The sequence below is a fragment of the Citreicella sp. C3M06 genome (assembly GCF_018860705.1).
Classification (GTDB): domain Bacteria; phylum Pseudomonadota; class Alphaproteobacteria; order Rhodobacterales; family Rhodobacteraceae; genus Salipiger.
In genome coordinates this window covers 22,162-48,257 of sequence record NZ_JAHKQA010000064.1, presented here as the reverse complement: position 1 = coordinate 48,257, position 26,096 = coordinate 22,162, and the positions used below count along the sequence as shown (strand labels likewise).

Here is a 26,096-nt window from a genome sequence, read left to right as displayed (position 1 = left end):
GGCTCTCGAGCCTGTCAAGAATTCCGTTAAGAACTCCGCGTGGAAAGCGGGCATGTGCCGGGACGATCTGCCCGCAAATTGAGCGAGAGGAGAAGGAATGCCCGAGGAGGTCGCCAGAAAGCCGAGTCGCATCCAGCTGCGCAATCGCAAACGCATCATGGAAGCGGCGCTCGAGGTGTTTTCTCAGCATGGCTATCGCGGCGCGACGCTGGACCAGATCGCCGATGCGGCGGGCATGTCAAAGCCCAACCTGATCTACTATTTCGACGGCAAGGAAGCCATCCACGTCGCGCTGCTGAACCGCTTGATGGAAGACTGGCTCGCCCCCCTTCACGAAATGGATCCGGGCGGAGACCCGCTGGACGAGATCCTCGCCTATGTGCGCCGCAAGATGGAGATGAGCCGGGAATTTCCGCGCGAAAGCCGGCTGTTCGCCAACGAGATCCTGCAAGGCGCGCCGCGCATGGGGCCGCATCTTGAACGCGGCCTGAAACCGCTGTTCGACGAAAAGGCCGCCGTGATCGCCGACTGGGTCGCCGAAGGGCGTCTGGCGCAGATCGATCCGCGCCAGTTGCTATTGTCGATCTGGGCGATCACCCAGCATTACGCCGATTTCGACGCGCAGATCCGGGTGCTGATCCCGGACGAGGTTGCCGGCTGGGACGCGGCATTTGCGCATGTCGAGGCGATGTTTCGCACAATGCTCACGGTTTCGGAAAGGTCTGGTTAACCAGAATCACCAGAAGCTACGGGCATGAAACATGTCCCCTTCTTTCAGTCCTCACGGCCGCGCAACCCGGCCTGGCAGGCGCAGCTCTTTTCCGCGACCGCGGCAGAGACTGGCGGGGTGCTGCGTCGCAACAAGACCGACGTGCACCGCGAAATAGATCATGACGCGCTGCTGGCCGAAGTGCAGGCCCGTGGCTTCCACCTTGTCGAATGCGGCGATCAATACGTCATCATCTGCAACCCAAGCCAGATGCATGTGCACTGCTGACACCCGGCGAGCCCAGATCAGCCCGGGACAATTCGCAAGAATTCTCCCGGGCCTTTGATATGCGCCACAGGATCTTTCGGTCGAAAGATCCTATTCGGCGGCGCGCACCGCCATCGGATTGTTGGGATGGCTCGTCCAGTCCGCTGGCGCGGCGGGAACCACCTTGCCGGTGCGCAGGTCGATCTCCCCCGGCTCGACACGCTTCATGGTGATGCAATTCTCGACCGGACAGACGTTGACGCACAGGTTACAGGCCACGCATTCGTCATCCTTGACCGAGAACACGCGATCCTCGCTCATGTCGATGGCCTGATGCGAGGTGTCCTCGCAGGCGGCATAGCAGCGCCCGCAACTGATGCAGGCCTCCTGATCGATCACCGCCTTGGTCACGTAATTCAGGTTGAGATGCTGCCAGTCGCTGACATTCGGCACTGCGCGACCGACCAGATCGTCCAGCGCCATGCCCTTGTCATCAAGGTATTGCGACAGGCCCGAGATCATCTCCTGCACCACCTTGAACCCGTAGGTCATCGCGGCGGTACAGACCTGCACATTGCCAGCCCCGAGCGCCATGAATTCGGCGGCATCCTTCCACGTGGTCACCCCGCCGATGCCGGAAATCGGCAGATCGGCGGTTTCCGCGTTTCGGGCGATCTCGGCCACCATGTTCAGCGCCATCGGCTTGACCGCCGGGCCGCACAGACCACCATGGCTGCCCTTGCCGTCGATCGTCGGCTCGGGCGCATAAAGATCAAGGTCCACCGAGGTGATGGAATTGACCGTGTTGATCAGCGACACCGCGTCCGCACCGCCGCGTTTGGCGGCCGCGGCCGGAAGGCGCACGTCGGTGATGTTCGGGGTCAGCTTGACGATCACCGGCATCCGGGTGGTCTGCTTGCACCAGCGGGTGATCATTTCGATCAGGTCCGGGTTCTGCCCCACCGCCGCGCCCATGCCACGTTCGGACATGCCATGCGGACAGCCGCAGTTCAGCTCGATCCCGTCGGCACCGGTTTCCTCGACCAGCGGCAGAATCGCCTTCCACGCCGCCTCTTCGCAGGGGACCATGATGGATGCGATCAGCGCGCGGTCAGGGTAGTCGCGCTTGACCGCCTTCATCTCGCGCAGGTTCACCTCGAGCGGGCGGTCAGTGATCAGCTCGATATTGTTGAGCCCCAGCAAGCGCCGATCCGCTCCCCAGATCGCGCCATACCGAGGCCCGTTGACGTTGACCACCGGCGGGCCGGCCTCGCCCAGCGTTTTCCAGACCACGCCGCCCCAGCCCGCGTCAAAGGCGCGGCGGACGTTGTATTCCTTGTCGGTCGGCGGCGCCGAGGCCAGCCAGAACGGGTTCGGGGATTTGATCCCGATGAAGTTGGAGGTCAGGTCAGCCATTCGCTTGCTCCATCAGGCTTGCGTGGATGTCTTCGGCGGCGTCGCGGCCTTCGGCCACCGCCGTCACTGTCAGATCGTCTCCGCCAGCGGCGCAATCGCCCCCGGCCCAGACCCCGGGCAGCGTTGTGCGCCCGGTGCCGTCCACCGCGATCTTGCGGCCGTCAAGCTCTGGCAGATCGCCCGGCACAAGCGTCTGGCCGATGGCGCGGAACACCTGATCTGCGGGCAGACGGAAGGTCTCGCCCGTCGGGGACAGATCATCGTCGGTGAATTCGAATTCGATCTCGCGCACCGCTCCGTTGCCATGGACCGCAACCGGCGAGGCATTGCAGATGATCCGCACGCCCTTGGCCTGTGCCAGATCCTGTTCGTAGACCGAGGCCGCCATCCGCTCCTGCGAGCGACGATAGACGATGGTGACGTTCAGCGCGCCCAGCAGCTTTGACTGCACGGCGGCATCCACCGCCGTCATGCCGCCGCCGATCACCACCACGTCGCGCCCCACGGGCAACGCCGTAAGGTCCGCCGCCTGCCGCAGATCTGCGATGAAATCGACCGCATTGGCGACGCCGGACTTGTCATCGCCCGGAACCCCAAGCGCATTCACGCTGCCAAGACCCATGCCGAGAAACACCGCATCATACTCAACCCGCAGCGAATCCAGCGTCAGATCGCGCCCCAGCGCCATGCCGCAGCGCAGCTCTATACCGCCGATGCCCATCAGCCAGTCGACCTCGCGGGCAGCAAAATCTTCGGTGCTCTTGTAAGCCGCAATGCCGTATTCATTCAGCCCGCCCGGCTTGGGCCGCGCATCAAAGAGCACCACGTCATGCCCCATCATCGCCAGCCGGTGCGCACAGGACAGACCGGCAGGCCCAGCCCCGACCACCGCGATGCGCTTGCCCGTCGCCACATCGCGTTCGAACGGATGCGCAGATTGCGCCATCAGCGCGTCGGTGGCGTAGCGTTGCAGGCGACCGATCTCGACCGGTTTGCCCTCGGCGGTCTCGCGCACGCAGACCTCTTCGCACAGCGTTTCCGTCGGGCAGACCCGCGCGCACATTCCGCCAAGAATGTTCTGCGACAGGATCGTGCGCGCCGCCGCCTCGGGCGTGCCGGTCGCGATCTGGCGGATGAACAGCGGAATGTCGATATCCGTCGGGCAGGCCGTGGCGCAGGGTGCGTCATGGCAGAAATAGCAGCGGTCCGCCGCCACCAGCGCCTCGTGATCATCGAGCGCCGGGTGCAGATCAGCAAACCCCGCCTCGATCCTTGCCTTGTTCAGACGCCCCGGGGTGATCCCCGAGGCCAGAGCCTTAACGTCCATCGGTCGCCTCCCGCTGCCTATAGTGTTACGGCAAGGCTTCCATGGGTCGTTTTTTTTATCAACTGGTAAAATATCAAAGCAGACCCAGGCCGAGGGCCTTTGCCTTCAAAACATGCAAAACAATAGGCCGCCCCAAAGGGAGCGGCCTTCCGTAGCGCGATGCAGAACCGAAATTAGTTCTGAGCGTAATATTCGATCACGAGGTTCGGTTCCATCTGGACGGCGAAGGGCACGTCCGACAGGCCGGGGGTGCGCACGAAGGTCGCAACCATCTTGTTGTGATCGACGTCGATGTAGTCGGGCACGTCACGCTCGGTCAGCTGCGAGGCTTCCAGAACGAGGGCGAGCTGCTTGGACTTCTCGCGAACCTCGATCACGTCGCCTTCCTGAACGCGGTACGACGGGATGTTCACGCGGCGGCCGTTGACCAGCACGTGGCCGTGGTTCACGAACTGACGGGCAGCGAACACGGTCGGCACGAACTTGGCGCGGTAGACGACGGCGTCGAGGCGGCGCTCGAGCAGGCCGATCAGCAGCTCGCCGGTGTCACCACGGGCGCGCTCGGCATCGGAGAAGATGCGGCGGAACTGCTTTTCGGTCATGTCACCGTAGTGACCCTTGAGCTTCTGCTTGGCGCGCAGCTGCAGACCGAAGTCGGACATCTTGCCCTTGCGGCGCTGGCCGTGCTGGCCGGGGCCGTATTCGCGGCGGTTCACCGGGGACTTCGGGCGGCCCCAGATGTTTTCGCCCATACGGCGGTCGATCTTGTACTTGGCAGAGGTGCGTTTGGTCACCGTCTGATCTCCTTTATTATTGGCCCTGCAACCGGTTCCGGAACCGGGTCCCACCTTCGGGTTGCGGACACCTGTCCAAGCAACCGTTCCAAGTCAGCCCCGCATCCGGCCTTGCCGCAGCGATAAAGGGCGTTGTCCTCTTCCCGGACCTGCACGCAACGAATCGCGCTTGGCGCCCCGGTCTGACAGGCATCCCCTTGCGGGGGCCACCAACACCAACGAGTGGCGGCTAATAGGGCCATCACTCGCCCGAGTCAACAGCGCGATCCTTGCCGGGGAATTTAGCTCCAAATGAGATCTTTTACGACCGGTTAAGCGAGAGCACCGAGTGTAGCGCATGGACCGGGGCCTATGCCCCTCGATCAGGCGGCACCACGGGGAAACGACCATGCAGGGCGACAAGAAAAAGGGCAGGACACCAAGGCTCAGCCCGCTCGATATCGCGGTAACAGAACGCGAGAAGACGATGCTGGACACCGTGCGCATGGCGATCCGGCACAAGCAGGTGCTGCTTGCGTTCCAGCCCGTGGTGCAGGCGCGCAGGCCGGGAACTGCCGCCTTTCACGAGGGCTTTGTCCGCGTGCTGGACGAGACTGGCCGCATCATTCCCGCCCGCGATTTCATTGGCGCGGTAGAGGACACGGAATATGGCCGGATGCTCGACTGCATCGCGCTTGAGGAAGGGCTGAACGAGCTGGCCCATGTTCCCTCGCTGCGGCTTGCAATCAACATGTCTGCCCGCTCGATCGGCTATCCCCGCTGGACAGAAACGCTGCAGCGCGGGCTCGCTGGCAATCCGACCATCGGCGAACGGCTGATCCTCGAGATTACCGAAAGCTCTGCCATGCTGGTGCCCGAACTGGTGGTGGCCTTCATGGCGAATCTTCAGGCCGAGGGCATTACCTTTGCGGTCGATGATTTCGGCGCGGGCTATACCTCTCTGCGGCATTTCAAGGATTTCACCTTCGACATTCTCAAGATCGACGGTGCGTTCACCCGCGGCATCGCCGAGGATCCGGACAATCAGGTGATGGCCCGCGCCATTCTAAGCATCGCCGAACAGTTCGACATGTTCACCGTCGCCGAATCGGTCGAACGTGCCGACGACGCCAGCTTCCTGACCGACCTTGGGCTCGACTGCCTTCAAGGCTACTATTTTGGTGCGCCCACGGTTTCCCCTGAATGGCGCATTGCCGAAGGCGAACGCGCACAAGGCTGACCCTACGACAGAATTTTGCGCTATCATTTGCGCTACCAGTGGTTACTTTCCTCCCAGACCCCCTGTCGCGCTCTGAAAGGTCGCGCTAAGCATGGGGCGCAAGACCCAAAAAGGGAGGCTTGCCTAATATGATGCAGCCTCCCTCGTCAGTTTATGCTTGGAGGAGTAATCCATGACGAATGTCGTTATCGCATCCGCGGCCCGTACCGCCGTCGGCAGCTTCGGGGGAAGCTTTGCCAACACCCCCGCGCATGACCTCGGCGCTGCCGTGCTTGAAGCGCTTGTCGCCCGCGCCGGGATCGACAAGGGAGACGTTTCCGAGACCATCCTTGGGCAGGTGCTGACCGCGGCTCAGGGCCAGAACCCCGCCCGCCAGGCACATATCAATGCAGGCCTGCCGCAGGAAAGCGCCGCATGGGGCATCAATCAGGTCTGCGGGTCCGGCCTGCGCGCTGTGGCGCTTGGTGCCCAGCACATCCTGCTTGGCGATGCCTCCATCGTCTGCGCCGGCGGTCAGGAAAACATGTCGATGTCGGTCCATGCGCAGAACCTGCGCAACGGCTACAAGATGGGCGATGTCAAATACATCGACACCATGATCAAGGACGGCCTGTGGGATGCATTCAACGGCTACCACATGGGCCAGACCGCCGAAAACGTCGCCGAAAAATGGCAGATCTCGCGTGAGATGCAGGATGAGTTCGCAGTTGCGTCGCAGAACAAGGCCGAAGCCGCACAGAAAGCCGGCAAGTTCGATGACGAAGTGATCCCCTTCACCGTCAAGGGCCGCAAGGGCGATACCATCGTCGAAAAGGATGAATACATCCGTCACGGCGCATCGCTCGAGAGCATGCAGAAACTGCGCCCCGCCTTCACCAAGGACGGTACGGTCACTGCTGCAAACGCGTCGGGGCTCAACGACGGTGCCGCAGGTGTGCTGCTGATGTCCGCCGACGAAGCCGAAAAGCGCGGCATCGAGCCGCTCGCCCGCATCGCGTCTTACGCGACCGCAGGTCTTGATCCGTCGATCATGGGCGTGGGCCCGATTTATGCCTCGCGCAAGGCACTGGAAAAGGCTGGCTGGTCGGTCTCCGATCTTGACCTCGTCGAGGCGAACGAGGCCTTTGCGGCTCAGGCCTGCGCTGTGAACAAGGACATGGGCTGGGATCCGTCGATCGTGAACGTGAACGGCGGCGCCATCGCCATCGGTCACCCGATCGGCGCGTCGGGCGCACGCGTTCTCAACACCCTGCTGTTCGAGATGAAGCGTCGCGGCGCCAAGAAGGGCCTCGCCACGCTGTGCATCGGCGGCGGCATGGGTGTCGCCATGTGCATCGAACGCCCCTGATCGGGCGCCCGACTCCGCGCCATGACGCCCTCGTGGCGCGGAAATGCGTGGCGTGACAGCCTCACACACTGACGAATGATGTGCGCAACAAGATTGCGCATGTTGACCTTAGTTAGTAACAAAGTTACCGGTTATTGATATAAGCCGGATTGGAGGGACATCATGGCGAAAGTTGCATTGGTCACCGGGGGGAGCCGCGGCATTGGCGAGGCGATTTCCAAGGCATTGAAAGCTGCGGGCTACGACGTGGCCGCGACCTACGCGGGAAACGATGAAAAGGCCGCCGCCTTCACCGCTGAAACCGGCATCAAGACCTACAAGTGGAACGTGGCGGATTACGACTCCTCCAAGACGGGCATCGCTCAGGTCGAGGCCGATCTTGGCCCGATCGACGTTGTCGTCGCCAACGCGGGCATCACCCGTGACGCGCCCTTCCACAAGATGACGCCCGTGCAATGGAAAGAGGTGATCGACACCAATCTGACCGGCGTGTTCAACACCGTTCACCCGATCTGGCCGGGGATGCGCGAGCGCAAGTTCGGCCGTGTCATCGTCATCTCGTCGATCAACGGTCAGAAAGGCCAGTTCGCTCAGGTGAACTATGCCGCGACCAAGGCGGGCGATCTGGGCATCATCAAGTCGCTCGCTCAGGAAGGCGCCCGCGCCGGCATCACCGCCAACGCGATCTGCCCCGGCTACATCGCGACCGAAATGGTTATGGCCGTTCCCGAAAAGGTGCGGGACTCGATCATCGCACAGATCCCGACCGGCCGCCTCGGCGAGCCCGAGGAAATCGCACGCTGTGTGGTGTTCCTTGCCTCGGATGACGCCGGCTTCATCAACGGTTCGACGATTTCGGCCAACGGCGGTCAGTTCTTCGTCTGATCCGACACTTTCCAGACGCCCCGGACTTGGCCCGTCCGGGGCGTTTTTGTGCACGGATGCACCACGCGAGCGCGCAGCTGCGCCTGTGCACACAGCCTTTCCAGCCTATCTTCAGGTAGGAAAGGAGACGTCTCATGCTTGTAAATGGGCTTCATCACGTCACCGCGCTTGGCATTAGCCCGCGGGCGAACAATGCGTTCTGGACACAGACCCTTGGCCTGCGGCGCGTCAAAACCACGGTCAATTTCGACGCCCCGGATGTCTATCACCTGTATTTCGGTGACGCGGTGGGCACGCCCGGCAGTGTGATGACCTATTTCCCCCACCCCAACGCCAAGGTCGGGCGCGAAGGCACCGGCGAGGTGTCGACAACCGCCTTCAGCATACCGAAAGGCGCGACAGCGTTCTGGCAGGGGCGGCTGGGCGGAACGCTCGACACCCGCTTCGGAGATAAGCGTCTAGAGGTCAGCGGCCCCGACGGGGACGCGCTGGCCCTCGTCGAGGGCGACGATCCCCGTACTCCTTGGACCACCGACGAGATCAGCCCAGAGGTCGCGATCCGCGGGTTTCAGTCTGTCGAATTGCGCCTGTCCGATATCGCTGCCGAAGCACGATTGCTCACGACGCTTGGCTATACTGAAATCGCCCGCGAAGGCGATGTGACCCGCTACAGCCTGCCCGGCAATGGCGCGAACAGCGTCGATCTGCGCAAGAGCGATCTGCCAAGGGCGCGCTACGGCGCCGGGCGCGTGCATCATGTCGCCTTTTCGGTGCCAGATCGAGACGCACAATTGCGGGTGCGCGACGCGATGATCGCAGAGGGCATGACCGTCACCGAACAGATCGACCGCGATTATTTCTGGGCGATCTATTTTCGCACCCCCGGCGGCGTGCTGTTTGAAATTGCCACCGACGGCCCCGGATTTGACCGCGATGAGCCGCCTGAACGCCTTGGCGAGGCGCTTCAGCTGCCGTTGCGGCACGAACATCTGAGGAAAAGCCTGCAAGCCAAGCTTGAGCCGCTCGGCTGACCCAAGCGGCACCCCGGTCTGATCGGGGCGCCGGTTCCGCTTGCTCTGGTCGGCCCGGCGGCCCCAAGAACGCCGCCGGGCCGGGTGTCATTCATCTGGGGAAGATCAGTGCAGCTGGCCGCTCAGACGCGAGATCTCTTCTTTGATCTTCAGCTTCTGCTTCTTGAGCGCGGCGACGTGGAGGTCGCTCGTGCCGGGACTCCGCTGCATTTGTTCCACAGCGGAAGAGAGGTTTTGGTGCTTCTTCTTCAGTTCCTGCAGGTGCGAACTCAAGCTCATTTGTTTCCTCCTAGTGCTGGGTTGAGCCTCCAGTGCAGCACAACATTTGATTCCTGTCACGCCGCAGCTGCGAGAGTGCTGAAAGATTCCTTAAGAATGCATCAACACGTTGCGGTCATTTCGGGAAAGGCAGCGCTTTGCCCTCTCTCAATGCCGCCCTTATGATCTGTGAATAGTCCTCACCATCCGCAAGATGGCTCTCGCCCTCGTGTAGTGCCAGCGCCGGATGAAGGCGAAATGCCGCCCGGCCACCCTTGCGAGCGCGGGCGAAAAACAGTTTCGCAGGGCGCCCGGCGCGCGGTGAAAGAGGCCATACTTCCAACGATCCCAGAGGCTTCATCGCGTCGAGCAGCTCTGGCAGCTTTTCGATCCGCAGCACCACGGTAAAACTGCCACGCGGCTTCAGCCGTCGCGCCGCCAATGCCGCCCAGAGGGCCAGCGGCAGCGGCCCGGCGAGCCCCAGCTCGCGCCCGGGATCATCGGCGGAACTTCGCGCATGGGTGTCGAAATAAGGCGGATTGGCGATGACATGGTCAAAGGAATGCGCCCGCAGCGCCTCGGGCGGCGCGGCGATATCGCCTTCCAACACCTCCCCGGTCAGCCCATTCTCATCAAGATTGCGACGCGCCAGAATCGCATAGGCAGGCTGTATCTCCAGCCCGACCAGCCGCAGCCCCGGCACACGCGCACCAAGACAGCACAGCGCGGGCGCGCCGCCACAGCCGAGTTCAAGCACGCTCTCCGAGGGCTGCGCCGGAACCGTCGCCGCCAGCAGCACCGGATCGATGCCGGCGCGATAGCCCGAGACCGGCTGCCAGAGCCGCAGCTTTCCACCAAGAAAGGCATCGCGGCGCAGTTCGGCATCGGCGAAGGGCTCAGCCCTCAAATCGCACCCCGTTCAGTCGCAGGATGCGCCGCGCCTGATCCGCAAGATCGCGCCGCACCATCAGTCGGCGCGGCAATATGCCGATCGACCCTTCGAGAACGCTCATATTTACGTCCAGCTCGAAGCTGTCTATACCCTCAGCGTCCAGAAGGGTTTTCACCAGCGGGATTAGCGTTATGTCGTTGGTTCTGAGAAGCTCTTCCATGGGCAGGATGTAAGGACAGTGCCACCGCCTTGTCGAGCCTGTTCGGGCAAGGAATATGGGGATCCGATGGGTCTGGATACGCCGATGAAAAAGCCGCACGACCGGCTCGCCGAGATGCTCGACCAGGACATGGCCGAGGTGAATGCACTGATCCGCCAGCGTATGGCGTCGAAACACGCGCCGCGCATTCCCGAGGTTACCGCACATCTGGTCGACGCCGGTGGCAAGCGGCTGCGACCCCTGCTGACGCTCGCCTCGGCACGGCTTTGCGGCTACGAGGGGCCGTTTCACGTGCATCTCGCCGCGACGGTGGAATTCATCCACACCGCGACCTTGCTGCATGACGACGTGGTCGATGAAAGCAGGCAGCGGCGCGGGCGGCCCACTGCCAACCTGCTGTGGGACAACAAATCTTCGGTTCTGGTCGGCGATTACCTGTTTGCCCGTGCCTTCCAGTTGATGGTCGAGCCGGGCAACCTGCGGGTGCTGAACATCCTGTCCAACGCCGCCGCCACCATCGCGGAAGGCGAGGTGTTGCAACTGACCGCGGCGCAGGATCTGAAGACCACCGAGGAAATCTACCTGCAGGTGGTGCGTGGCAAGACCGCGGCGCTGTTCTCTGCCGCGACCGAGGTTGGCGGCGTGATCGCCGGTGTCGACGAAGGGCTGATTCAGGCGCTCTATACCTATGGGGATGCGCTGGGGATCGCCTTCCAGATCGCCGACGATCTGCTGGATTATCAGGGCGATAGCAAGACCACGGGGAAGAATGTCGGCGACGATTTCCGCGAGCGCAAGCTGACCCTGCCGGTGATCAAGGCCATCGCCGCCGCATCCGAGGACGAGCGCGCTTTCTGGAAACGCACCATCGAAAAGGGCGACCAGCGCGACGGCGATCTCGAACATGCGCTGGACTTGCTGAACCGCCATGGCGCATTGGCCGCCACCCGCGACGATGCGCTGGAATGGGCCCAGACGGCAAAGATCGCTATGCGCGCCCTGCCCGCATCGGACCTGCGTGAGGTTCTGATCGAGCTGGCAGATTTCGTGGTGGCGCGGCTTTACTAAGCGCGATGCGGCATGCGGGGCGCCGCCTGCTGTGCCTGATCGCCCAGCAGACCGCCGGCGACCCACCAATCGGGCTTTTCCCGGCTGATATTTTCGGCGGCGCGCTGCGCATCCTCTTCACGGGCGAACAGGCCAAAGCAGGTCGCCCCGGATCCCGACATTCGCGCCAGCCCGCAGCCACGCTGCGCCCCAAGCGCGCTGAGCACAATACGGATCATTGGCTCGACCCGTATCGCTGGCGCTTCGAGATCGTTGCGCAATGCGCGCAGAAACGCGATGAGGCCCGCCGCATCGCTCAGCTTCGGCAGCGCGGGGATCGGTGAATTCTCTCGGCTTTGCAGCGCCTTGAAGACCTCGGGCGTTGACACCGGGCGGCGCGGGTTCACCAGAACCGCCGCCACCGATGGCAGGTTTATCCGCGTCAGCTGCTCGCCGATGCCGCCCACCCGCAAAGGCACCGGATCGAGGCACATCGGCACATCGGCCCCCAGCGCCAGGGCCTGCGTCGCGTCGATTTCGCGCCCGGTGAGCGCCGCCATGCCGCGCAGCGCGGCGGCGGCATCGGCAGAGCCCCCCCCGATGCCCGACGACGACGGCAACCGCTTGTCCAGCGTCAGCGCGGCATCCTGCCCAAGCAACGCCGCCGCGCGCAGCGCGAGGTTGCTCATATCCGATGGCACGCCCGCCGCTTCGGGGCCGATGACCCGCAACGACAGCCCGTTTCCCGGCGTGATCTGCACCACATCGCCGACCGGCCCAAACACGACCAGCGACTCCAGAAGATGATACCCGTCCGCCCGACGGCCAGTGACATGCAGCGCAAGATTGATCTTCGCCGGGGCGAAGACCTCAGTCGCCGCCATTGGCGACCCTGAGCGGCGGCTTGCCTTCCCCGGCCAGCACCTGATCCAGCCCGACCTTCAGCTTTTCACGAATGCGCTCGGGGTCGACCTCGTCCGAGGCGTTTTCCCAATCGACGAAGCTGAGCGCACGCTGCCATTGAAACCGCGCCTCGTTCTTGCGCCCGACCGCCCAGTAGACATCGCCCAGATGGTCGTTCACCACCGGATCGACCGCCATCAGCTCGGCGGCGCGTTCCATATGCATCACCGCGTCATCGTAACGGCCAAGCTTGTACAGCGCCCAGCCAAGGCTGTCGACGATATAGCCGCTCTGCGGTTGCGCCGAGACCGCCTGTTCGATCATCTCCAGCGCCTCGTCGAGCTTTTCGTGATGCTCGACCAGCGAATAGCCAAGGTAATTCAGCACCTGCGGCTGACCGGGGTTCAGCGCCAGCGCCTTGCGGAAATCCGCTTCGGCCTGATCCCATGTGCCGCGCCGCTCGTTGCTGATGCCGCGTGCGTAATACAGGAACCATTGCGCCGGGTTCTCGATATCAAAGGATGTCAGCGCCCGCGTGTAAGCATCGACCGCCGCGTCATAGCGTTCAAGCTGGCGCAGCATATCCCCCAGCGCAGATTGCACCGTCGCCTCGCCGCCATGGGTCTTGGCGAGCTGCTCCAACACCTCGATCGCGGCATCGTCGCGGCCAGCGGCGCTCAGCGCATCGGCGCGGCCCAGTTCGGCGGCGTGATAATCGGGGTCGCTGGCGGGCACTTTCTTGTAGGTCTCGATCGCCAGATCGTACTGGTCGAGCCCCTCAAGCAGCGACGCGGTCATCATGATCGCCCCTGAATGATCCGGGCGCAGGTATTCGGCGATCCGGGCATAAAGCAGGGTGAAATCGTCGTTCGCCTCGTTCGAAAGCGCACCCGCGAGCGTGTAGAACACCTCGGCGATGCCGTCGCGGGCATTGGTCACATAGGTGAACGGCAGCACCTCATTGGCCATCAGCTTGCCCCGCATCAGTTCCAGCGCGGGATCACGCGGTTCGGGGAAGCCCTCGGTGATCATCGTCACCGCGTCGGCCTGCCGGCCAAGCTGGCTGAGGATTTCAGCTCGAGCCATCACCGCCCGCCGTGTCAGCTGCATCGAGCCAGCGCGCCGTGCTTCGAACACCGCCTCTGCCCCTTCGAAATCACCGACCGAGGCCAACGCAAAGGCGCGATGATACTCGGCGAAGGTGCTCAGCCCCTGCTGCTGGCCCAGCGCATCAAAGGCGGCCAGCGCAGCGCGCATGTCGCCGCGACCAAGTTCGGACCACGCGCGAACCAGTCCATCGACCAGCGGCCCGATCGCGGTATCGCTGTCGATACGGTCGATCAGCCCGTTGTAATCGCCATCCTTGGACAGCTGTGCCACCTGCGCCATGTGGCCGATCTGGCTTTGGAATCCGTCCTGCGAAAGGTTGTCGGCCAGCGTCACCGCCTGCGGCACATTGCCAAGCGCAAGATTGGCATAGACCGCCCGTTCGCGCAGCGCAGAGTTGCCCGGGTCAAAGATCAGCGCCCGGCCGTAGTATTCCGCCGCCGCTTTGAAGTCGCCAAGGAAGCTTGCCTGCCGGGCCGCCAGATAGCCGCCCGAAAGGCTGTTGGCCGCAGCAGGCCCCGCGAGCCCTGCCATCACGGCCAGCGCAAGCCCTGCCCCGCGCAGCGTTCCAACCTTCGATCCCATGCCTGTCGCCTCCGATTTCGTTGCGGGGAGCCTAGCTTGCGATCCCTGAACACGCAATGAGCAGGGCCTTCACGCCCCCGTCAGCAGCCGCTGGCTCAGAGCAGATCCAGCTTGCGCGCCAGTTTGGCGTCCAGCGATGACAGCCCGCCCACATCATGCGTCGTCAGCAGCACCGTCACCTTGTTGTAGACATTGGTCCATTCGGGGTGATGGTTCCACTTCTCCGCCCACATGGCGGCGCGGGTCATCCATGAAAACGCCTCGATGAACCCGCCGAAGACAAAGGTCTTTTCAATGGCGTCACGATCTTCGCTCATCTGCCAACCGTTGTCCAACAGGGGGGCAAGAATGGTTTCGCGGGCGGTCTCCGAGAGTTTTTCAGTCATGGCTGTTCGTCCCTGCGGGTTTTGCGAAAGGGGCCATAGGCGGTGAGGATCTCGATGTCCTCGCCCACCGCGCGGCGCTCTTCTTCTAGATAGCGCTCGACGGCGCTGGCGAAACCCCGGTCGGCGATCCAGTGCAGCGAATGGGTCTGCACCGGCAGGTATCCGCGCGCCAGCTTGTGTTCGCCCTGCGCCCCGGCTTCGACCCGCTTCAGCCCCCGGGCAATGGCAAAGTCGATGGCCTGATAATAGCACAGCTCGAAATGCAGGCAGGGATGATCTTCGACACAGCCCCAATAGCGGCCATAAAGTGTCTCGCGCCCGATGAAGTTCAGCGCCCCGGCGATGGGCGTGCCGCCGCGCTCGGCGATCACCAGCGCGATGTCGTCTTTCAGGGTGTCATGAGCGATCTCGAAAAACGCACGGGTCAGGTAGGGCGTGCCCCATTTGCGCGCGCCAGTGTCCTGATAGAACCGCCAGAAGGCATCCCAATGGTCTGGCTCGATCTGCGCCCCGGTGAGCATGCGGATATCGCCGCCAAACTCCTGCGCCGTGCGGCGTTCTTTGCGGATGGCCTTGCGCTTGCGACTGCTGAGGCTGCTCAGAAAGCCATCGAAATCCGCGTAATCGTTGTTTTCCCAGTGAAACTGCTGACTGGTCCGCCGCATCAGCCCCATCTGTTCGCCCGCGATGGCCTCGGCCTCTGTGCAAAAGGTGGCGTGCAGCGAGCTGACGCCATTCTCCGATGCAAACTGCACCGCGCCTTGCACAAGTGCCGACAGTCCGGTCACCTCGTGCCCGGGTTTGACCAGAAACCGCCGCCCGGTGGCGGGGGTAAAGGGCACCGCAATCTGAAGCTTGGGGTAATAGCGCCCGCCGGCCTGATCAAACGCATGGGCCCAGTTGTGATCGAAGATGTATTCGCCCTGACTGTGCCCCTTGGCATAAAGCGGCGCGACGGCGATGATCTTGCCATCCTGCTCGGCCACAAGATGGTGCGGCTCCCACCCGGTGCCGCGCCCGACCGACCCCGAGGCTTCGAGCGCGTGCAGGAAACGCCACGTGGTAAAAGGGTCATTGGCCCGCCCGTCAGCGGCTTCGGGACAGGCGCAGGCGTCCCAGTCCGCTTGCGCTATCTGGTCGAGCGAGGTCAGGACGTTGACGGCAATCGTAGGGGTCGGGTCGTGGCTGGTCATGCAAGCGCCTCCGGATTCCAATCTGGCCCCGATGGCGTGGCGTTCAAGCTTCGTATCCCTCGAAGGTGATGTTCTGAGCCACCTTGCGCGCCTCTGCCTCCTGCTCGTGCGAGCGGACCGTCCAGCACAGCACGGCGGCACCGTCGCGCTGAAGCTCGGCGACACGCGGGCGCGCCAGATCCCGACGGTCGTGACTGATGAAACAGGCACCGACACGGTCGTAATCGGGAATCTCCCGCAGGCTGGCGCGGGTGGCGGCGGGCACCAACGGCGAGTCATCCGCATCCCATGCGCAAGTCGTAAGGCCGCGCGGCAGCCCGGGCGCCATCCGTGCCAGCGCCGCCACCGAATGCGGGTTGAACGACATCAGCGCCACCGGCCCGATATAACCGTCAAGCGCTCGCACCGCGGCGGCTTCAAGCGCCCCGACATCGGGGCCCATCGCGCCATCCTGATCCTTGACCTCGATCAGAAGCGCAGTCTTGCCCGCCACCAGCTTGAGCACCTGCGCGAGGGTCGGAATACGCTCTTGTCCGTGGCGCAGCTGGATCGTCGCCAGCTGCGCCGCGCTACGGTCGCGGACCGCCCCCGTCTGCGTCGTAAGACGGGAGAGGTCGTAATCGTGAAACACCATCGCTTCGCCGTCGCTCGAAAGCTGAAGGTCGATCTCGATGCCGTATCCGGCCTGGATCGCGGCGGAAATCGCCTCGATCGAGTTTTCGGGGCGGCCACGCTGGGTGTTGTGCAACGCGCGGTGAGCGATCGGGCGGTCGAGAAAGGCGGCGGGCAGCTGCATCAGTTCAGCTCGAAGATGCCTTCGATTTCAACCGCAACGCCGAGCGGCAGAGACGCGGCAGATACCGCCGAGCGCGAATGCTTGCCCGCGTCGCCCAGCACCGCGACCAGCAGATCCGACGCGCCGTTGATGACCTTGGGCTGTTCCGTGAAATCGCCGGTCGAGTTGACGAATCCGGTCAGTTTGACGACGCGCTTGAGCTTGGTCCAGTCACCGCCGCAGGCCGCCTTGGCCTGTGCAAGCAGGGCCAGCGCGCAGCTGGCAGCGGCTTTTGCACCGTCTTCGGTGGTCATGCCCTCGCCAAGCTTGCCCTTGATCAGGCCGTCCGGCCCCTGGCTGATCTGCCCCGAAACAAAAACAGTGCTGCCGCTGATCACGTAGGGCACATAGTTTGCCGCCGGCGCGGGCGCGTCGGGAAGGGTCAGTCCAAGCTCGGAAAGGCGGGAGTCGATGTCGGTCATGGCGAAATTCCTGGGTTGCTGTCCGTGCGCGACGCTAGCCGCGTTGCGCACAGATGGAAACACCCCTTCGAGGGGTCAGGTCTCCCGCAATGCCCGGCTGAAATATACGGCGAAAGGCTTGATCAGATAGGCCAGCGGCGTGCGATCTTCGGTGCGCAGGAACGCCTCGACCGGCATACCGGGGATCAGGGACGACCCCTCGGGCAGTTTCTCGACCTCGCCTTCTGGCAGCACGATCTCGGCCCGGTAATAACTGACCTTGGTGGCTTCGTCGGTGAAGGCATCGGCCGAGATCCGCGTCACCTTGCCGAAGAGTTCGGGCGTGGTGCGCTGGTCGAGCGCGGCAAAGCGCAGCAACACCTCTTGACCGACATGGGTCTGGTCGATGTGGATCGGATCGATATTGGCCTGAATCACCAGAGGACGGTCTTGCGGCACCACATAAAGCACCGGCTCGGCGGCGCGAATCACCGAGCGTGGTGCAAAGACAGTGAGGCCGTAGACCACACCCGACACCGGGGCGGTGATTTCCATTCGCTTGAGCTGTTCAAGCAGCGACAACCGCTGTTCGGCCAGTTCACGAAAGCGATACCGCATGTCGCGCAGAGTGGTGATCGCTTCTTCGATGCGCTGGGTCTGAAGCCCCAGAACCTGAATGTCGATCTCGGTGATCTGGCCTTCGGCTTGGGCCTTCTGCGCCACCAAATCACCCTGCTGACCGGCAAGGCGAGCCGCTTCGCGCTGCAGGCTCAACACCCGGCTGGCCTGCGCCAGCCCGCGGTCAAGCAGCGACTGCTGGTCGGTCAACTCTTTCTGGATAAGATCATATTGCTCGGACATGGCGGCGATCTGCGCCTCGATCCCTTCGATCTGGCTCCCGATCTGTTCAGACCGCTTTGCAAGCTGCTCGGTCTGCCCTGACAGCGATTCAAGCCGCGCAAAGAACAGGTTGCGCTGTCCCTCGACCAGTTCAGCGACCTCGTCGTCAACCTCGGCGCGGGCCAGTAGCTCTTCGTTGAAGATGAGCTCTTCCTTGCCATCGCGTTCCGCCGTCAACCGGGCCTCTCGGGCCAAAAGTTCGAAATACTGCCCTTCGATGATCAACAGCTCCGACTTGCGCAGCGTCGGGTCGAGCCGGACCATGACATCGCCCGCTTCCACCACATCCCCCTCGTCCACACGGATTTCGGACACCACGCCGCCATCGGGATGCTGCACCACCTGTCGATTGCGTTCGACCTGAATCTGGCCGCTCGCGACGATGGCCCCTGAAATCTGCGTCGTCGCCGCCCATGTGCCGAAGCCACCGATCAGCACCACCAGCGCGACAAGGCCCAGCGTCATTGGCAACCGGGTCGAGAAACCGTCATCGCTCATCGCACACCTCCGTGGCCGGCACTGCGGCTGATCTGATCGTGATTCTTGACCATCGAGCGCAGCACTTCTTCCTTGGGGCCAAACGCCGCGCGTGCGCCGTTTTCCAGCATCAGCAGCATGTCGCACTCGCGAATCGCCGACGGACGGTGCGCCATGATGATCACCGACCTGCCCTCGTCCTTCATCGTGCGGATGGCGCGGTTCACCGCCTCGGACCCCTCGTTGTCGAGGTTCGAATTCGGCTCGTCGAGCACAAGGATCATTGGGTCGCCATACATCGCCCGCGCAAGGCCGATGCGTTGCATCTGCCCGCCCGAGAGCCGCCCTCCGGCAGCCGCGACGCGGGTGTCATACCCGTCGGGCAGCTTGAGAATCATCTCATGCGCATCTGCCTTGCGGGCGGCGGCAACGATTGCTTCGGGATCGGGGTTTTCCAGCAGACGGGCGATGTTCTCGGCGATCGTGCCATCGAACAGCGTCACCCGTTGCGGCAAGTAGCCGATATGCTGGCCAAGATCCTGCCCATATTGTTCCAAAGACGCACCGTCGAGGCGAATCTTGCCACCCGCGGGCCGCCAAACACCGGTGATCGCCCTTGCCAGCGTCGATTTCCCGGCACCGGAGGATCCGATCACTCCCAGCGCATGGCCGGGGTTGAGCGTAAAGCTGACCAGCCGAAGCGCCGCCTGATGATCGCCCGGCGGCACCACGGTAAGCTGCGAAACCTCAAGCGATGCCCGTGGCTTGGGCAGAGGCAGGCGCGCCTCTTCGGGCGGCACCTCGGACAGAAGCTGCGCGAGATTGTCCCAGCCCTTGCGCGCCCGCGTCACTGCGGGCCACTGGCCGATCAGTAGCTCGATCGGGGCCAGCGCCCGACCCATCAGGATCGACCCCGCGATCATCGCGCCCGCCGTCAATTCCCCCTGCAGCACCAGATACGCGCCAAGGCCCAGCATCGCCGATTGCAGGAACAGTCGGAAGGTCTTGGTGGTGACGGTGAAGGTGCCGACGATATCCGCGCTGTTGATCTGCCCGCTCAGCGCCGCCGAGCGCGCCTTGTGCCAGCGCTTGAACGCCGCCGCACGCATGCCCAGAGACTGCACCATCTCGGCCTCGGAGCGGATCTGTTCCGAGCTTTGCTCGGCCCGCATCATCGCCTGATTGGATTTCAGGGTCGGGTCCCGGCTAAGCCCTTGGTTCAGAAGCGTCACGGCCACCAGAACCAGCCCGCCACCAACGGCAAGAAAGCCCAGCCACGGGTGAAAAATGAAGATCGCCGCGACGAACAGCGGCGTCCACGGAATGTCGAAAAATGCCATCAGCACCGGCGACGACATCAGCCGCTGCACCGATTCAAGATCCTTGAGCCCGGTGACCGACAGCTCGTCTGGCTTGACCGCTGCGCGCCGCATCACCGCGTCGAACACCCGCAGGTCGAGCCGTCCCTGAAACCGCGCCGCGACCCGCGCCATGATCCGCCCGCGGGCGTAATCGAGCACCCCCATCATGGAGTACAGGAACACAACGAGCACGGTCAGCGCCAGCAACGTCGCCTCGGACCGCGAGCCAAGCACCCGGTCGTAGACCTGAAGCATATACAGCGGCCCCGTCAGCATCAGGGCGTTCACCAGAAAACTGAAGATCCCGACGAACCAGTAGAATGGCCGCCCCTGCTTTCGGGCCGCCAGAAGCTCGTCGCGCCCGCCATCCTTGCGTTGCATGTTCGCCATTCCCGGACCCTCTCCGCGCTCCGGCGACCCTGTCAGCCGAAAGCGAAAATTCAATTAACAGACACTTCATCACGAGGCCATCGCACGGAAGGCGAAATCGGCCCGTATCCCTTGGCCTTTCATGTGCCAGCAACTAAGCAGAGCCTACATCTTCCGGCTTTGCCTGTACCAGCATCAAATCAAGGAGGTCAGGAATTGCCCAGCCTGCGCCCCATCGCCTGTCTTGCGCTTGTAAGCCTTATTGCCGCTTGCGCCAACCCCGGCCCCGGCGAGGCCCCGGACGGCATCTTTGATCCGCAGGAAGGCCCAAACCGGCGGGTGCACGCCTTCAACAAGCGGCTCGACACCGCGCTGTCGGGCGCCGGAAGCGCTGGCAGCTCTGTGCCGCTGCCGGTACGGGCTGGGATCGAGAACATGGCCGACACCGTGTCCTTGCCGCAGACCGTGGTCAACCAGCTGTTGCAGCTTCGCCTCGGGCGCGCCACCCGCAACACCGCGCGGTTTTCTATCAACGCCACCGTCGGCCTGCTGGGCCTGCTCGACCCCGCCGAGGCCATAGGCCTGCCCGAAGACGAAAGCGATTTCGGCGAAACGCTACATGTCTGGGGGCTGCCCGAAGGCTCCTATATCGAACTGCCCGTCATCGGCCCAAGCACCGAACGCGACGCGGTGGGCATGTTCGTCGACATCTTCACCAACCCGCTGAGCTACGTGCTGCCGCCGAACGCGCGCTACACCGCAACCGGCGTGCGTCTGGCGGAACGGGTGCTCGACCGGTCGGAATATGCCGACCAGATCGACGAGATGCTCTACGGCTCGGCCGACAGCTACGCGCAATCACGCACGATTTATTTGCAGAACCGACGCTATGAGCTTGGGGATGAATCTGCCAATGGGGCGGGCTATATCGACCCCGAAGCCATCGATACGGAGGGATTCTGATGCGCGCATTTTCAGGCAGCACCATGACACGGCGGGCGATGATCACCGGTGCGGTTTCGGCCGTTGCCCTTACGCTGATCGGTGCCCCGGCTCGCGCCGCCAGCGCCGCACAGGCCGAAGCGCTGGTGGACCGGCTGGTCGGTGACATCAACACGGCAATCGGCTCTGGCGCGAGCGAGGCGAAGCTGATCGCGCAGTTCGAGCAGATCTTCCGCAGCTACGGCGACATGCCCTATATCGCCGCCTACGCCATGGGCGTCGAGGCACGCAGGGCCAGCCCTGCCCAGAAGAAAGCCTTTACCGAGGCCTTCTCGAGCTACATCTCGCGCAAGTATGGCAAGCAGTTCCGCAAATTCATCGGCGGGCGCATCGACGTGCAGGGCACCAAGTCGGTCAAGAACGCCTATCAGGTGTCGACCTTGGCCTATCTGCGCGGCCAGTCGCCCTTTGACGTGACCTTCTTCATCGGCGAAAAATCGGGCAAATTCTTCAACCTGTATGTCGAAGGCGTCAACATGCTGCTGACCGAACGCACCGAGATCGGCTCGATGCTCGACCGCCGCGGCGGCGACATCGATGCGATGATCGCGGATCTGCAGCGCGCCGGATGACACCGCAGCTTGGCCGTCTGGTGATCTACACCAGAAAGACCGACGCGATGGTGGCGTTCTATAGCGCTCATTTCGGCTATGAGGCGGTGCGGCTTCCCGGCGATCGCATCGTCGAATTGCGCCCGCCGGGACAGGGGGCTGCGATCCTGCTGCACCCGGCGTCGAAGGGGCAAAGGGCCGGTCAGTCTTTGATCAAACTGGTGTTCGACGTGCCCGACGTGAGCGCCGCCTGCGATGCGGCCAAGGCGCGCGGGCTGGAATTCGGCGCGATCCACGACGCCGATGGCTACAGCTTCGCCAATACAAAGGATCCGTCGGGCAATTCGGTGCAACTGTCGAGCCGCGCCTATTGCGGTCGCGCGGCACCGACCGAACCCGGCGGCACAACCAGTGACGATGACATCTGATCGCCAAGGTTCGCACCGCCCCGCCCTTTAACTCACCATTCAGCGACACGAGCATTGCCGAACATGGGCTGATCACCGCCCACCATGTCGATGAAGTTGGCGTGAACGCCTACCCGCCGCTCCCCTGCCCGCAGGGGCAATGCTGCCGGTTCTGTCAGTCGTCGCCGCAAGGGCTGATCCATGCGGGCCGGTCGCGCGACTGCCCGCGCGACCGGCTTTGTCATCACATCGCGGCGAGCAGGCTTTCCCCGGCCGAGATGTCGCATTCGCCGGGGCTGTTTTCGGCGTGCAGGATCGTCACGGTGCCGTCCTCGACCAGCATCGCATAGCGCTTGGACCGGGTGATCAAGCCAGCGGGCGGCGCGGTGAAATCCATGCCGATCGCCTTGGTGAAGCTGCTTTCGGGATCGCCGAGCATGGTGATCCCCGCCTCAGTTGCCCCGGTCGATTCGCCCCATGCCTTCAGCACGAAGGGATCGTTCACCGACAGGCAGACGATCTCGTCCACGCCTTTTTCGGCCAGCTGGTCCTTGACCCGGATAAAGCTGGGCACATGTGCCGCCGAGCAGGTCGGGGTATAGGCCCCGGGCACGGCAAAGATCACCACCTTGCGCCCCTTGGTCACGTCATCCAGTTTGACCTGCTGCGGCCCGTCGTCGCCCATCTTCACGAGGGTTGCCCCCGGAAGCGTATCTCCCTTGGTGATTGCCATGTGCATCGTCTCCTGTGCGTTGCGTTTCCGACGCCCACGGTTATAGGCTCCGCCCGGACATACAAACGAATTTTCGAAGAGGCGAACGGATGGGCAAGGTTGTTGTGATCGGAGCGGGCCAGGCAGCGGCCTCACTGGTGGCGCGCCTGCGCGCAGAGGGGCACGACGGCGAAATCACCGTGATTGGCGCCGAAGCCGTGCCCCCCTACCAGCGCCCGCCCCTGTCCAAGGCCTATCTGCTGGGCGAAATGGACCAAGAGCGGCTCTACCTGCGCCCGCGCGATTTCTACGAAGCGCAAGGGATCGAGCTGATGCTGGGCACGCCGGTCACCGCCATCGACCTGTCGGCCCGCACGCTGATCGCCAATGGCGAGATGATCGGCTGGGACGATCTGGTGTTCTGCACCGGGTCTGAGCCCCGCCGCCTGCCCGCGGCCATCGGCGGCACGCTGGATGGCGTCTGCGTCGTGCGCACGCTGGCCGATGTAGATGCAATGGCGCCCCGGTTCACCAAGGGCGCGCGGGTGCTGATCGTCGGCGGCGGCTATATCGGGCTGGAGGCGGCAGCGGTGGCGTCAAAGCTCGGGCTCAAGGTGACGCTGGTCGAAATGGCAGAGCGCATCCTGCAGCGCGTCGCCGCTCCCGAAACGGCGGATTTCTTCCGCGCCCTGCACAGCGCGCATGGGGTCGACATCCGCGAAGGCGTCGGCCTTGGCGCCCTGACTGGCGCGGGCCGGGTCGAGGCGGCAGAACTGACCGATGGCACCAAGCTGCCCGTCGATTTCGTCATCGCCGGCGTCGGCATCGTGCCCGAGGTGGAACTGGCCGAAGCGGCAGGCATCGCCATCGAAAACGGCATCCGCACCGATGCCACCGGCCGCACATCGGCTCCGAATGTCTGGGCAGCGGGCGATTGCGCCTCTTTCCCGCACAAGGGCGCACAGATCCGGCTGGAAAGCGTCGGCAATGCCATCGATCAGGCGGAACTGGTGGCGGACAACATCCTTGGGGCCGGACGGGCGTATGAGGCAAAGCCGTGGTTCTGGTCGGATCAATACGACGTCAAGCTGCAGATCGCCGGGCTGAACCACGGCTACGATCGCGTGGTCGTGCGCAAGGGCGAGGGCACCTGCTCGCACTGGTACTACGCGGGCGCAACGTTGCTGGCGCTGGACGCGATGAACGACCCGCGCGCCTACATGGTGGGCAAGCGTTTGATCGAAGCGGGAAAATCCCCTGACCCGGACGCCGTGGCAGACCCGGCCACCGACCTCAAGACGCTGCTCAAGTGAGGATCATCGCCGGAGACTGGCGCGGCCGCGCCCTGACATCCGTCGGTAAGGGTGACCCAAAAGCGCATCTGCGCCCGACCACCGACCGCACCCGCGAAAGCCTGTTCAACATGCTCGCCGGGGGCCGCTTTGGCGATCCTTTCGAGGATGCCGTGGTGCTCGACCTTTTCGCGGGCACCGGCGCGCTGGGGCTCGAGGCTTTGTCGCGCGGAGCGGTATCCTGCACCTTTGTCGACGACGGGCGCAAGTCGCTGAGCATCCTGCGCGAGAACATCCGGCTGCTTGGCTGCGACCGGCAGACGAGCGTGATCCCCCGCGATGCGACACGCCTCCCACCGACAGACACTGCCGCAACGCTGGTGTTTCTCGACCCTCCCTACGGCAAGGCGCTGGGGGCCAAAGCCCTAGACGCAGCCCGCACCGGCGGCTGGCTCGCCCCCGAAACGCTGGTGATCTGGGAAGAAAACGCACCTCAACACGCCCCCGAAGGCTTCGAGCTGCTGGACACCCGGCGCTATGGCGACACCCATGTCACGGTGCTGCGCACCCGATGAGAAGACTCGCCGGGCGCGGTGCATGTCGAGAACAATTTCGCATGTATCCGTTCGTTCAGCGACATGAGAGGGCAGCATCACCGTCCCGAAACCCACCTGACAGCATCACCCACTCCCGGCCCGTCCACATCTGGAGCATCCACAACGATTTAGACGAGGCAATCCTGTCAGATACGACATCTGGCTTCAATCAGATTGCTGGATGCAGGACGAATTCACAGCGAGCGTCGCTCCAGAGATGCCGCCATTCGTCGCCAGCACCGGAACACAACCGCTGCAGATTGCGTCGCGTTTGCCTCCGGCACCCGCCCCCGACCACACGAGCCTTGTGATTGACTCAGACGCTAAACAGCGCCTCATCACCGGCGCCGCGATGAATCACGACCTCATTAACTTTGCCCACCCGGACCGATACAAAGGTCTCGACATCTACGTTGCCCGAACCGTGACGAGCCGCCGACACCTGCTCGACATGGCTGCGACCGGCCACCTGGCGGTGTCTGGCCACCACTTTCCGATTTCCGGCGCTGCCCATGCCACACGCCAGAGCCGCAGCTACTGCTCCGCCCCTTCACTCTGGACACGGTGCAATAACCCAAATCCCAGCGCCTGTCCGCAATGGTCGGCCAGCCTCCGGCGGGAGTTTATTCGGCAAGATGAAGACAAGGCGCCGCGCCCATCTTCATCTTGCTGAATAAACTCCGGGGGGAGCCGCAGGCGGGGGGCTGGCCCCCCTCTGCTCTCTGAGCCTAAGCAGAAGCTGGGGTATAGAACAGCCCACCCGGAGACGGCGTAAAGATCTCGGCCCCGTCAGAGGTCACACCGACCGAATGCTCGAACTGTGCCGACAGGTGCTTGTCGCGGGTGATCGCCGTCCACTCGTCCTTGAGCACCTTGGTTTCGGGACGGCCGAGGTTCACCATCGGCTCGATGGTGAAGAACATGCCCTCCTCGAGCACCGGCCCGGTTCCGGGGCGGCCATAATGCAGCACATTGGGCGCGGCGTGGAACACCCGCCCAAGGCCATGGCCGCAGAAATCCCGCACCACCGACATGCGATGGCCCTCGACAAAGCTCTGGATGGCGTGGCCGATATCGCCGAAGGTCTTGCCCGGTTTGACCGTGTCGATGCCGATCATCAGCGCGTCATGGGTCACCTGGATCAACCGCGCGGCAAAGGGCTTCGCCTCTCCTGCGACATACATCCGCGAGGTATCGCCGAACCAGCCATCGACGATCACCGTAACATCGATATTCAGGATATCGCCGTCATACAGTGCATCATCGGTGCGCGAATGGGTGTCATTTTTCCACTTGGGGATCTTGCTGCCGGGAATCCCGTGGCACACCACGTGATTCACCGAAATGCAGCTGGCGTGCTGATAGCCCTTGTAGCCGATGGTGGCCGACGTCGATCCGCTGGCAGCGACCAGTTCGCGGATGATCGCCTCGAGCCCGCCGGTTGTCTGGCCGGGAAAGACGTGCGGCACAAGATCGTCGAGGATCTTGGCCGCGACAGCTCCTGCCTTCGCCATGCCGGCGAAATCATTTGCTTCGTGAATGCGAATACCGTCCCGTGTGAGGCGGCCAGTGTCATGTCTCAAGGCTGCGCGCTCCGTCTGCGTGT

29 protein-coding genes are annotated in these 26,096 nt (G+C 63.5%); 13 read left to right on the top strand and 16 right to left on the bottom strand.

What is annotated here, in order from left to right; all coding sequences use genetic code 11:
- Positions 1-97: 97 nt before the first annotated feature.
- Both KO516_RS14250 and KO516_RS14245 read left to right on the top strand, forming a co-directional pair.
- A complete protein-coding gene (locus KO516_RS14250) occupies positions 98-730 on the top strand; it encodes a TetR family transcriptional regulator C-terminal domain-containing protein (RefSeq protein ID WP_216004448.1) in 633 nt (210 codons plus the stop codon).
- Positions 731-754: 24 nt separating this feature from the next.
- Positions 755-997, top strand: a complete 243-nt coding sequence (locus KO516_RS14245) for a hypothetical protein (protein ID WP_216004447.1) — start codon at positions 755-757, stop codon at positions 995-997.
- A gap of 90 nt (positions 998-1,087) precedes the next feature.
- Here KO516_RS14245 and preA read toward each other — a convergent pair whose 3' ends face one another.
- The 3 genes from preA to rpsD form a co-directional block, all read right to left on the bottom strand.
- Positions 1,088-2,392 carry an NAD-dependent dihydropyrimidine dehydrogenase subunit PreA gene (gene preA / locus KO516_RS14240; RefSeq protein ID WP_216004446.1) on the bottom strand — a complete coding sequence of 435 codons (1,305 nt, stop codon included), beginning with the start codon at positions 2,390-2,392 and terminating at the stop codon, positions 1,088-1,090.
- On the bottom strand, positions 2,385-3,719 hold the full coding sequence (locus tag KO516_RS14235; protein WP_216004445.1) for an NAD(P)-dependent oxidoreductase: 1,335 nt from the start codon (positions 3,717-3,719) through the stop codon (positions 2,385-2,387). Before KO516_RS14235 ends, preA begins: the two co-directional genes overlap by 8 nt.
- A 173-nt stretch (positions 3,720-3,892) precedes the next feature.
- Positions 3,893-4,513, bottom strand: a complete 621-nt coding sequence (gene rpsD, locus KO516_RS14230; RefSeq protein ID WP_216004444.1) for a 30S ribosomal protein S4 — start codon at positions 4,511-4,513, stop codon at positions 3,893-3,895.
- A gap of 388 nt (positions 4,514-4,901) precedes the next feature.
- Between rpsD and KO516_RS14225 the strand changes: the two genes are divergently transcribed.
- From KO516_RS14225 to KO516_RS14210, 4 genes are all read left to right on the top strand, one after another.
- Positions 4,902-5,732, top strand: coding sequence for an EAL domain-containing protein (locus KO516_RS14225; protein WP_216004443.1), 831 nt, complete (start codon positions 4,902-4,904; stop codon positions 5,730-5,732).
- A gap of 172 nt (positions 5,733-5,904) precedes the next feature.
- Positions 5,905-7,080, top strand: a complete 1,176-nt coding sequence (locus KO516_RS14220) for an acetyl-CoA C-acetyltransferase (protein ID WP_216004442.1) — start codon at positions 5,905-5,907, stop codon at positions 7,078-7,080.
- A 162-nt stretch (positions 7,081-7,242) separates the two neighbouring features.
- Positions 7,243-7,965, top strand: coding sequence for an acetoacetyl-CoA reductase (gene phbB, locus KO516_RS14215; protein ID WP_216004441.1), 723 nt, complete (start codon positions 7,243-7,245; stop codon positions 7,963-7,965).
- Between the two features lie 134 nt (positions 7,966-8,099).
- Positions 8,100-8,996, top strand: a complete 897-nt coding sequence (locus tag KO516_RS14210; RefSeq protein ID WP_216004440.1) for a VOC family protein — start codon at positions 8,100-8,102, stop codon at positions 8,994-8,996.
- Between the two features lie 105 nt (positions 8,997-9,101).
- Here KO516_RS14210 and KO516_RS14205 read toward each other — a convergent pair whose 3' ends face one another.
- From KO516_RS14205 to KO516_RS14195, 3 genes are all read right to left on the bottom strand, one after another.
- Positions 9,102-9,275 carry a YdcH family protein gene (locus KO516_RS14205; protein WP_216004439.1) on the bottom strand — a complete coding sequence of 58 codons (174 nt, stop codon included), beginning with the start codon at positions 9,273-9,275 and terminating at the stop codon, positions 9,102-9,104.
- Positions 9,276-9,390: 115 nt separating this feature from the next.
- A complete protein-coding gene (locus KO516_RS14200) occupies positions 9,391-10,161 on the bottom strand; it encodes a tRNA1(Val) (adenine(37)-N6)-methyltransferase (protein ID WP_216004438.1) in 771 nt (256 codons plus the stop codon).
- The gene (locus KO516_RS14195; protein ID WP_216004437.1) at positions 10,151-10,366 is read right to left on the bottom strand and encodes a DUF2007 domain-containing protein; all 216 of its coding nucleotides are present in this window, start codon (positions 10,364-10,366) and stop codon (positions 10,151-10,153) included. Before KO516_RS14195 ends, KO516_RS14200 begins: the two co-directional genes overlap by 11 nt.
- Before the next feature lie 66 nt (positions 10,367-10,432).
- Between KO516_RS14195 and KO516_RS14190 the strand changes: the two genes are divergently transcribed.
- Complete coding sequence (locus KO516_RS14190) at positions 10,433-11,434, top strand: polyprenyl synthetase family protein (protein ID WP_216004436.1); 1,002 nt, start codon at positions 10,433-10,435, stop codon at positions 11,432-11,434.
- Here KO516_RS14190 and KO516_RS14185 read toward each other — a convergent pair.
- The 8 genes from KO516_RS14185 to KO516_RS14150 all read right to left on the bottom strand — a co-directional run bounded on the left by KO516_RS14185 (position 11,431) and on the right by KO516_RS14150 (position 19,951).
- Positions 11,431-12,297: a 4-(cytidine 5'-diphospho)-2-C-methyl-D-erythritol kinase gene (locus tag KO516_RS14185; protein ID WP_216004435.1), complete on the bottom strand. Its 867-nt coding sequence runs from the start codon at positions 12,295-12,297 to the stop codon at positions 11,431-11,433. The two genes, KO516_RS14190 and KO516_RS14185, sit on opposite strands and share 4 nt — an antisense overlap.
- The gene (locus tag KO516_RS14180) at positions 12,284-14,008 is read right to left on the bottom strand and encodes a tetratricopeptide repeat protein (RefSeq protein WP_216004434.1); all 1,725 of its coding nucleotides are present in this window, start codon (positions 14,006-14,008) and stop codon (positions 12,284-12,286) included. The genes KO516_RS14185 and KO516_RS14180 overlap by 14 nt, the downstream gene beginning before the upstream one ends.
- 95 nt (positions 14,009-14,103) lie before the next feature.
- Complete coding sequence (locus KO516_RS14175; protein WP_216004433.1) at positions 14,104-14,394, bottom strand: 4a-hydroxytetrahydrobiopterin dehydratase; 291 nt, start codon at positions 14,392-14,394, stop codon at positions 14,104-14,106.
- Complete coding sequence (locus KO516_RS14170; RefSeq protein WP_216004432.1) at positions 14,391-15,587, bottom strand: GNAT family N-acetyltransferase; 1,197 nt, start codon at positions 15,585-15,587, stop codon at positions 14,391-14,393. The genes KO516_RS14175 and KO516_RS14170 overlap by 4 nt, the downstream gene beginning before the upstream one ends.
- Before the next feature lie 43 nt (positions 15,588-15,630).
- Positions 15,631-16,383, bottom strand: coding sequence for a glycerophosphodiester phosphodiesterase family protein (locus KO516_RS14165; protein WP_216004431.1), 753 nt, complete (start codon positions 16,381-16,383; stop codon positions 15,631-15,633).
- On the bottom strand, positions 16,383-16,844 hold the full coding sequence (locus KO516_RS14160; protein ID WP_216004430.1) for a RidA family protein: 462 nt from the start codon (positions 16,842-16,844) through the stop codon (positions 16,383-16,385). The genes KO516_RS14165 and KO516_RS14160 overlap by 1 nt, the downstream gene beginning before the upstream one ends.
- 75 nt (positions 16,845-16,919) lie before the next feature.
- Positions 16,920-18,221: an HlyD family type I secretion periplasmic adaptor subunit gene (locus tag KO516_RS14155; protein WP_216004429.1), complete on the bottom strand. Its 1,302-nt coding sequence runs from the start codon at positions 18,219-18,221 to the stop codon at positions 16,920-16,922.
- Positions 18,218-19,951: a type I secretion system permease/ATPase gene (locus KO516_RS14150; protein WP_216004428.1), complete on the bottom strand. Its 1,734-nt coding sequence runs from the start codon at positions 19,949-19,951 to the stop codon at positions 18,218-18,220. Before KO516_RS14150 ends, KO516_RS14155 begins: the two co-directional genes overlap by 4 nt.
- A 195-nt stretch (positions 19,952-20,146) precedes the next feature.
- On the opposite strand from KO516_RS14150, the gene KO516_RS14145 reads away from it, so the two are divergent.
- From KO516_RS14145 to KO516_RS14135, 3 genes are read left to right on the top strand one after another with little or no spacing between them, the layout of a single operon-like run.
- On the top strand, positions 20,147-20,893 hold the full coding sequence (locus tag KO516_RS14145) for a VacJ family lipoprotein (RefSeq protein WP_252737612.1): 747 nt from the start codon (positions 20,147-20,149) through the stop codon (positions 20,891-20,893).
- Positions 20,893-21,504, top strand: a complete 612-nt coding sequence (locus KO516_RS14140) for a phospholipid-binding protein MlaC (protein WP_252737611.1) — start codon at positions 20,893-20,895, stop codon at positions 21,502-21,504. Before KO516_RS14145 ends, KO516_RS14140 begins: the two co-directional genes overlap by 1 nt.
- Positions 21,501-21,911 (top strand): VOC family protein, encoded by a 411-nt coding sequence (locus KO516_RS14135; protein WP_216004427.1) that lies wholly within the window; start codon positions 21,501-21,503, stop codon positions 21,909-21,911. The genes KO516_RS14140 and KO516_RS14135 overlap by 4 nt, the downstream gene beginning before the upstream one ends.
- A 223-nt stretch (positions 21,912-22,134) precedes the next feature.
- Here the strand turns inward: KO516_RS14135 and KO516_RS14130 are convergent, their stop codons facing one another.
- A complete protein-coding gene (locus tag KO516_RS14130) occupies positions 22,135-22,623 on the bottom strand; it encodes a peroxiredoxin (RefSeq protein WP_216004426.1) in 489 nt (162 codons plus the stop codon).
- A gap of 89 nt (positions 22,624-22,712) precedes the next feature.
- Here KO516_RS14130 and KO516_RS14125 point away from each other — a divergent pair, with 89 nt between their 5' ends.
- The 3 genes from KO516_RS14125 (at position 22,713) to KO516_RS14115 (ending at position 25,163) form a co-directional block, all read left to right on the top strand.
- The gene (locus tag KO516_RS14125) at positions 22,713-23,915 is read left to right on the top strand and encodes an NAD(P)/FAD-dependent oxidoreductase (RefSeq protein ID WP_216004425.1); all 1,203 of its coding nucleotides are present in this window, start codon (positions 22,713-22,715) and stop codon (positions 23,913-23,915) included.
- Complete coding sequence (gene rsmD / locus KO516_RS14120) at positions 23,912-24,469, top strand: 16S rRNA (guanine(966)-N(2))-methyltransferase RsmD (RefSeq protein ID WP_216004424.1); 558 nt, start codon at positions 23,912-23,914, stop codon at positions 24,467-24,469. The genes KO516_RS14125 and rsmD overlap by 4 nt, the downstream gene beginning before the upstream one ends.
- Before the next feature lie 202 nt (positions 24,470-24,671).
- Positions 24,672-25,163, top strand: coding sequence for a hypothetical protein (locus tag KO516_RS14115; RefSeq protein ID WP_216004423.1), 492 nt, complete (start codon positions 24,672-24,674; stop codon positions 25,161-25,163).
- A gap of 55 nt (positions 25,164-25,218) precedes the next feature.
- On the opposite strand, the gene map is transcribed toward KO516_RS14115, so the two are convergent.
- Entirely contained in the window at positions 25,219-26,073 is an 855-nt protein-coding gene (gene map, locus KO516_RS14110; RefSeq protein WP_216004422.1) for a type I methionyl aminopeptidase, read from the bottom strand.
- Positions 26,074-26,096 lie beyond the last annotated feature (23 nt).

Excerpts from the sequence above, each read along its gene's own strand:
- KO516_RS14250 (WP_216004448.1), top strand. The coding sequence starts at position 98 with ATGCCCGAGGAGGTCGCCAGAAAGCCGAGTCGCATCCAGCTGCGCAAT.
- KO516_RS14245 (WP_216004447.1), top strand. The coding sequence starts at position 755 with ATGAAACATGTCCCCTTCTTTCAGTCCTCACGGCCGCGCAACCCGGCC.
- preA (WP_216004446.1), bottom strand. The coding sequence starts at position 2,392 with ATGGCTGACCTGACCTCCAACTTCATCGGGATCAAATCCCCGAACCCG.
- KO516_RS14235 (WP_216004445.1), bottom strand. The coding sequence starts at position 3,719 with ATGGACGTTAAGGCTCTGGCCTCGGGGATCACCCCGGGGCGTCTGAAC.
- KO516_RS14225 (WP_216004443.1), top strand. The coding sequence starts at position 4,902 with ATGCAGGGCGACAAGAAAAAGGGCAGGACACCAAGGCTCAGCCCGCTC.
- KO516_RS14220 (WP_216004442.1), top strand. The coding sequence starts at position 5,905 with ATGACGAATGTCGTTATCGCATCCGCGGCCCGTACCGCCGTCGGCAGC.
- phbB (WP_216004441.1), top strand. The coding sequence starts at position 7,243 with ATGGCGAAAGTTGCATTGGTCACCGGGGGGAGCCGCGGCATTGGCGAG.
- KO516_RS14210 (WP_216004440.1), top strand. The coding sequence starts at position 8,100 with ATGCTTGTAAATGGGCTTCATCACGTCACCGCGCTTGGCATTAGCCCG.
- KO516_RS14205 (WP_216004439.1), bottom strand. The coding sequence starts at position 9,275 with ATGAGCTTGAGTTCGCACCTGCAGGAACTGAAGAAGAAGCACCAAAAC.
- KO516_RS14195 (WP_216004437.1), bottom strand. The coding sequence starts at position 10,366 with ATGGAAGAGCTTCTCAGAACCAACGACATAACGCTAATCCCGCTGGTG.
- KO516_RS14190 (WP_216004436.1), top strand. The coding sequence starts at position 10,433 with ATGGGTCTGGATACGCCGATGAAAAAGCCGCACGACCGGCTCGCCGAG.
- KO516_RS14185 (WP_216004435.1), bottom strand. The coding sequence starts at position 12,297 with ATGGCGGCGACTGAGGTCTTCGCCCCGGCGAAGATCAATCTTGCGCTG.
- KO516_RS14180 (WP_216004434.1), bottom strand. The coding sequence starts at position 14,008 with ATGGGATCGAAGGTTGGAACGCTGCGCGGGGCAGGGCTTGCGCTGGCC.
- KO516_RS14175 (WP_216004433.1), bottom strand. The coding sequence starts at position 14,394 with ATGACTGAAAAACTCTCGGAGACCGCCCGCGAAACCATTCTTGCCCCC.
- KO516_RS14170 (WP_216004432.1), bottom strand. The coding sequence starts at position 15,587 with ATGACCAGCCACGACCCGACCCCTACGATTGCCGTCAACGTCCTGACC.
- KO516_RS14165 (WP_216004431.1), bottom strand. The coding sequence starts at position 16,383 with ATGCAGCTGCCCGCCGCCTTTCTCGACCGCCCGATCGCTCACCGCGCG.
- KO516_RS14160 (WP_216004430.1), bottom strand. The coding sequence starts at position 16,844 with ATGACCGACATCGACTCCCGCCTTTCCGAGCTTGGACTGACCCTTCCC.
- KO516_RS14155 (WP_216004429.1), bottom strand. The coding sequence starts at position 18,221 with ATGAGCGATGACGGTTTCTCGACCCGGTTGCCAATGACGCTGGGCCTT.
- KO516_RS14150 (WP_216004428.1), bottom strand. The coding sequence starts at position 19,951 with ATGGCGAACATGCAACGCAAGGATGGCGGGCGCGACGAGCTTCTGGCG.
- KO516_RS14140 (WP_252737611.1), top strand. The coding sequence starts at position 20,893 with ATGCGCGCATTTTCAGGCAGCACCATGACACGGCGGGCGATGATCACC.
- KO516_RS14135 (WP_216004427.1), top strand. The coding sequence starts at position 21,501 with ATGACACCGCAGCTTGGCCGTCTGGTGATCTACACCAGAAAGACCGAC.
- KO516_RS14130 (WP_216004426.1), bottom strand. The coding sequence starts at position 22,623 with ATGGCAATCACCAAGGGAGATACGCTTCCGGGGGCAACCCTCGTGAAG.
- KO516_RS14125 (WP_216004425.1), top strand. The coding sequence starts at position 22,713 with ATGGGCAAGGTTGTTGTGATCGGAGCGGGCCAGGCAGCGGCCTCACTG.
- KO516_RS14115 (WP_216004423.1), top strand. The coding sequence starts at position 24,672 with ATGCAGGACGAATTCACAGCGAGCGTCGCTCCAGAGATGCCGCCATTC.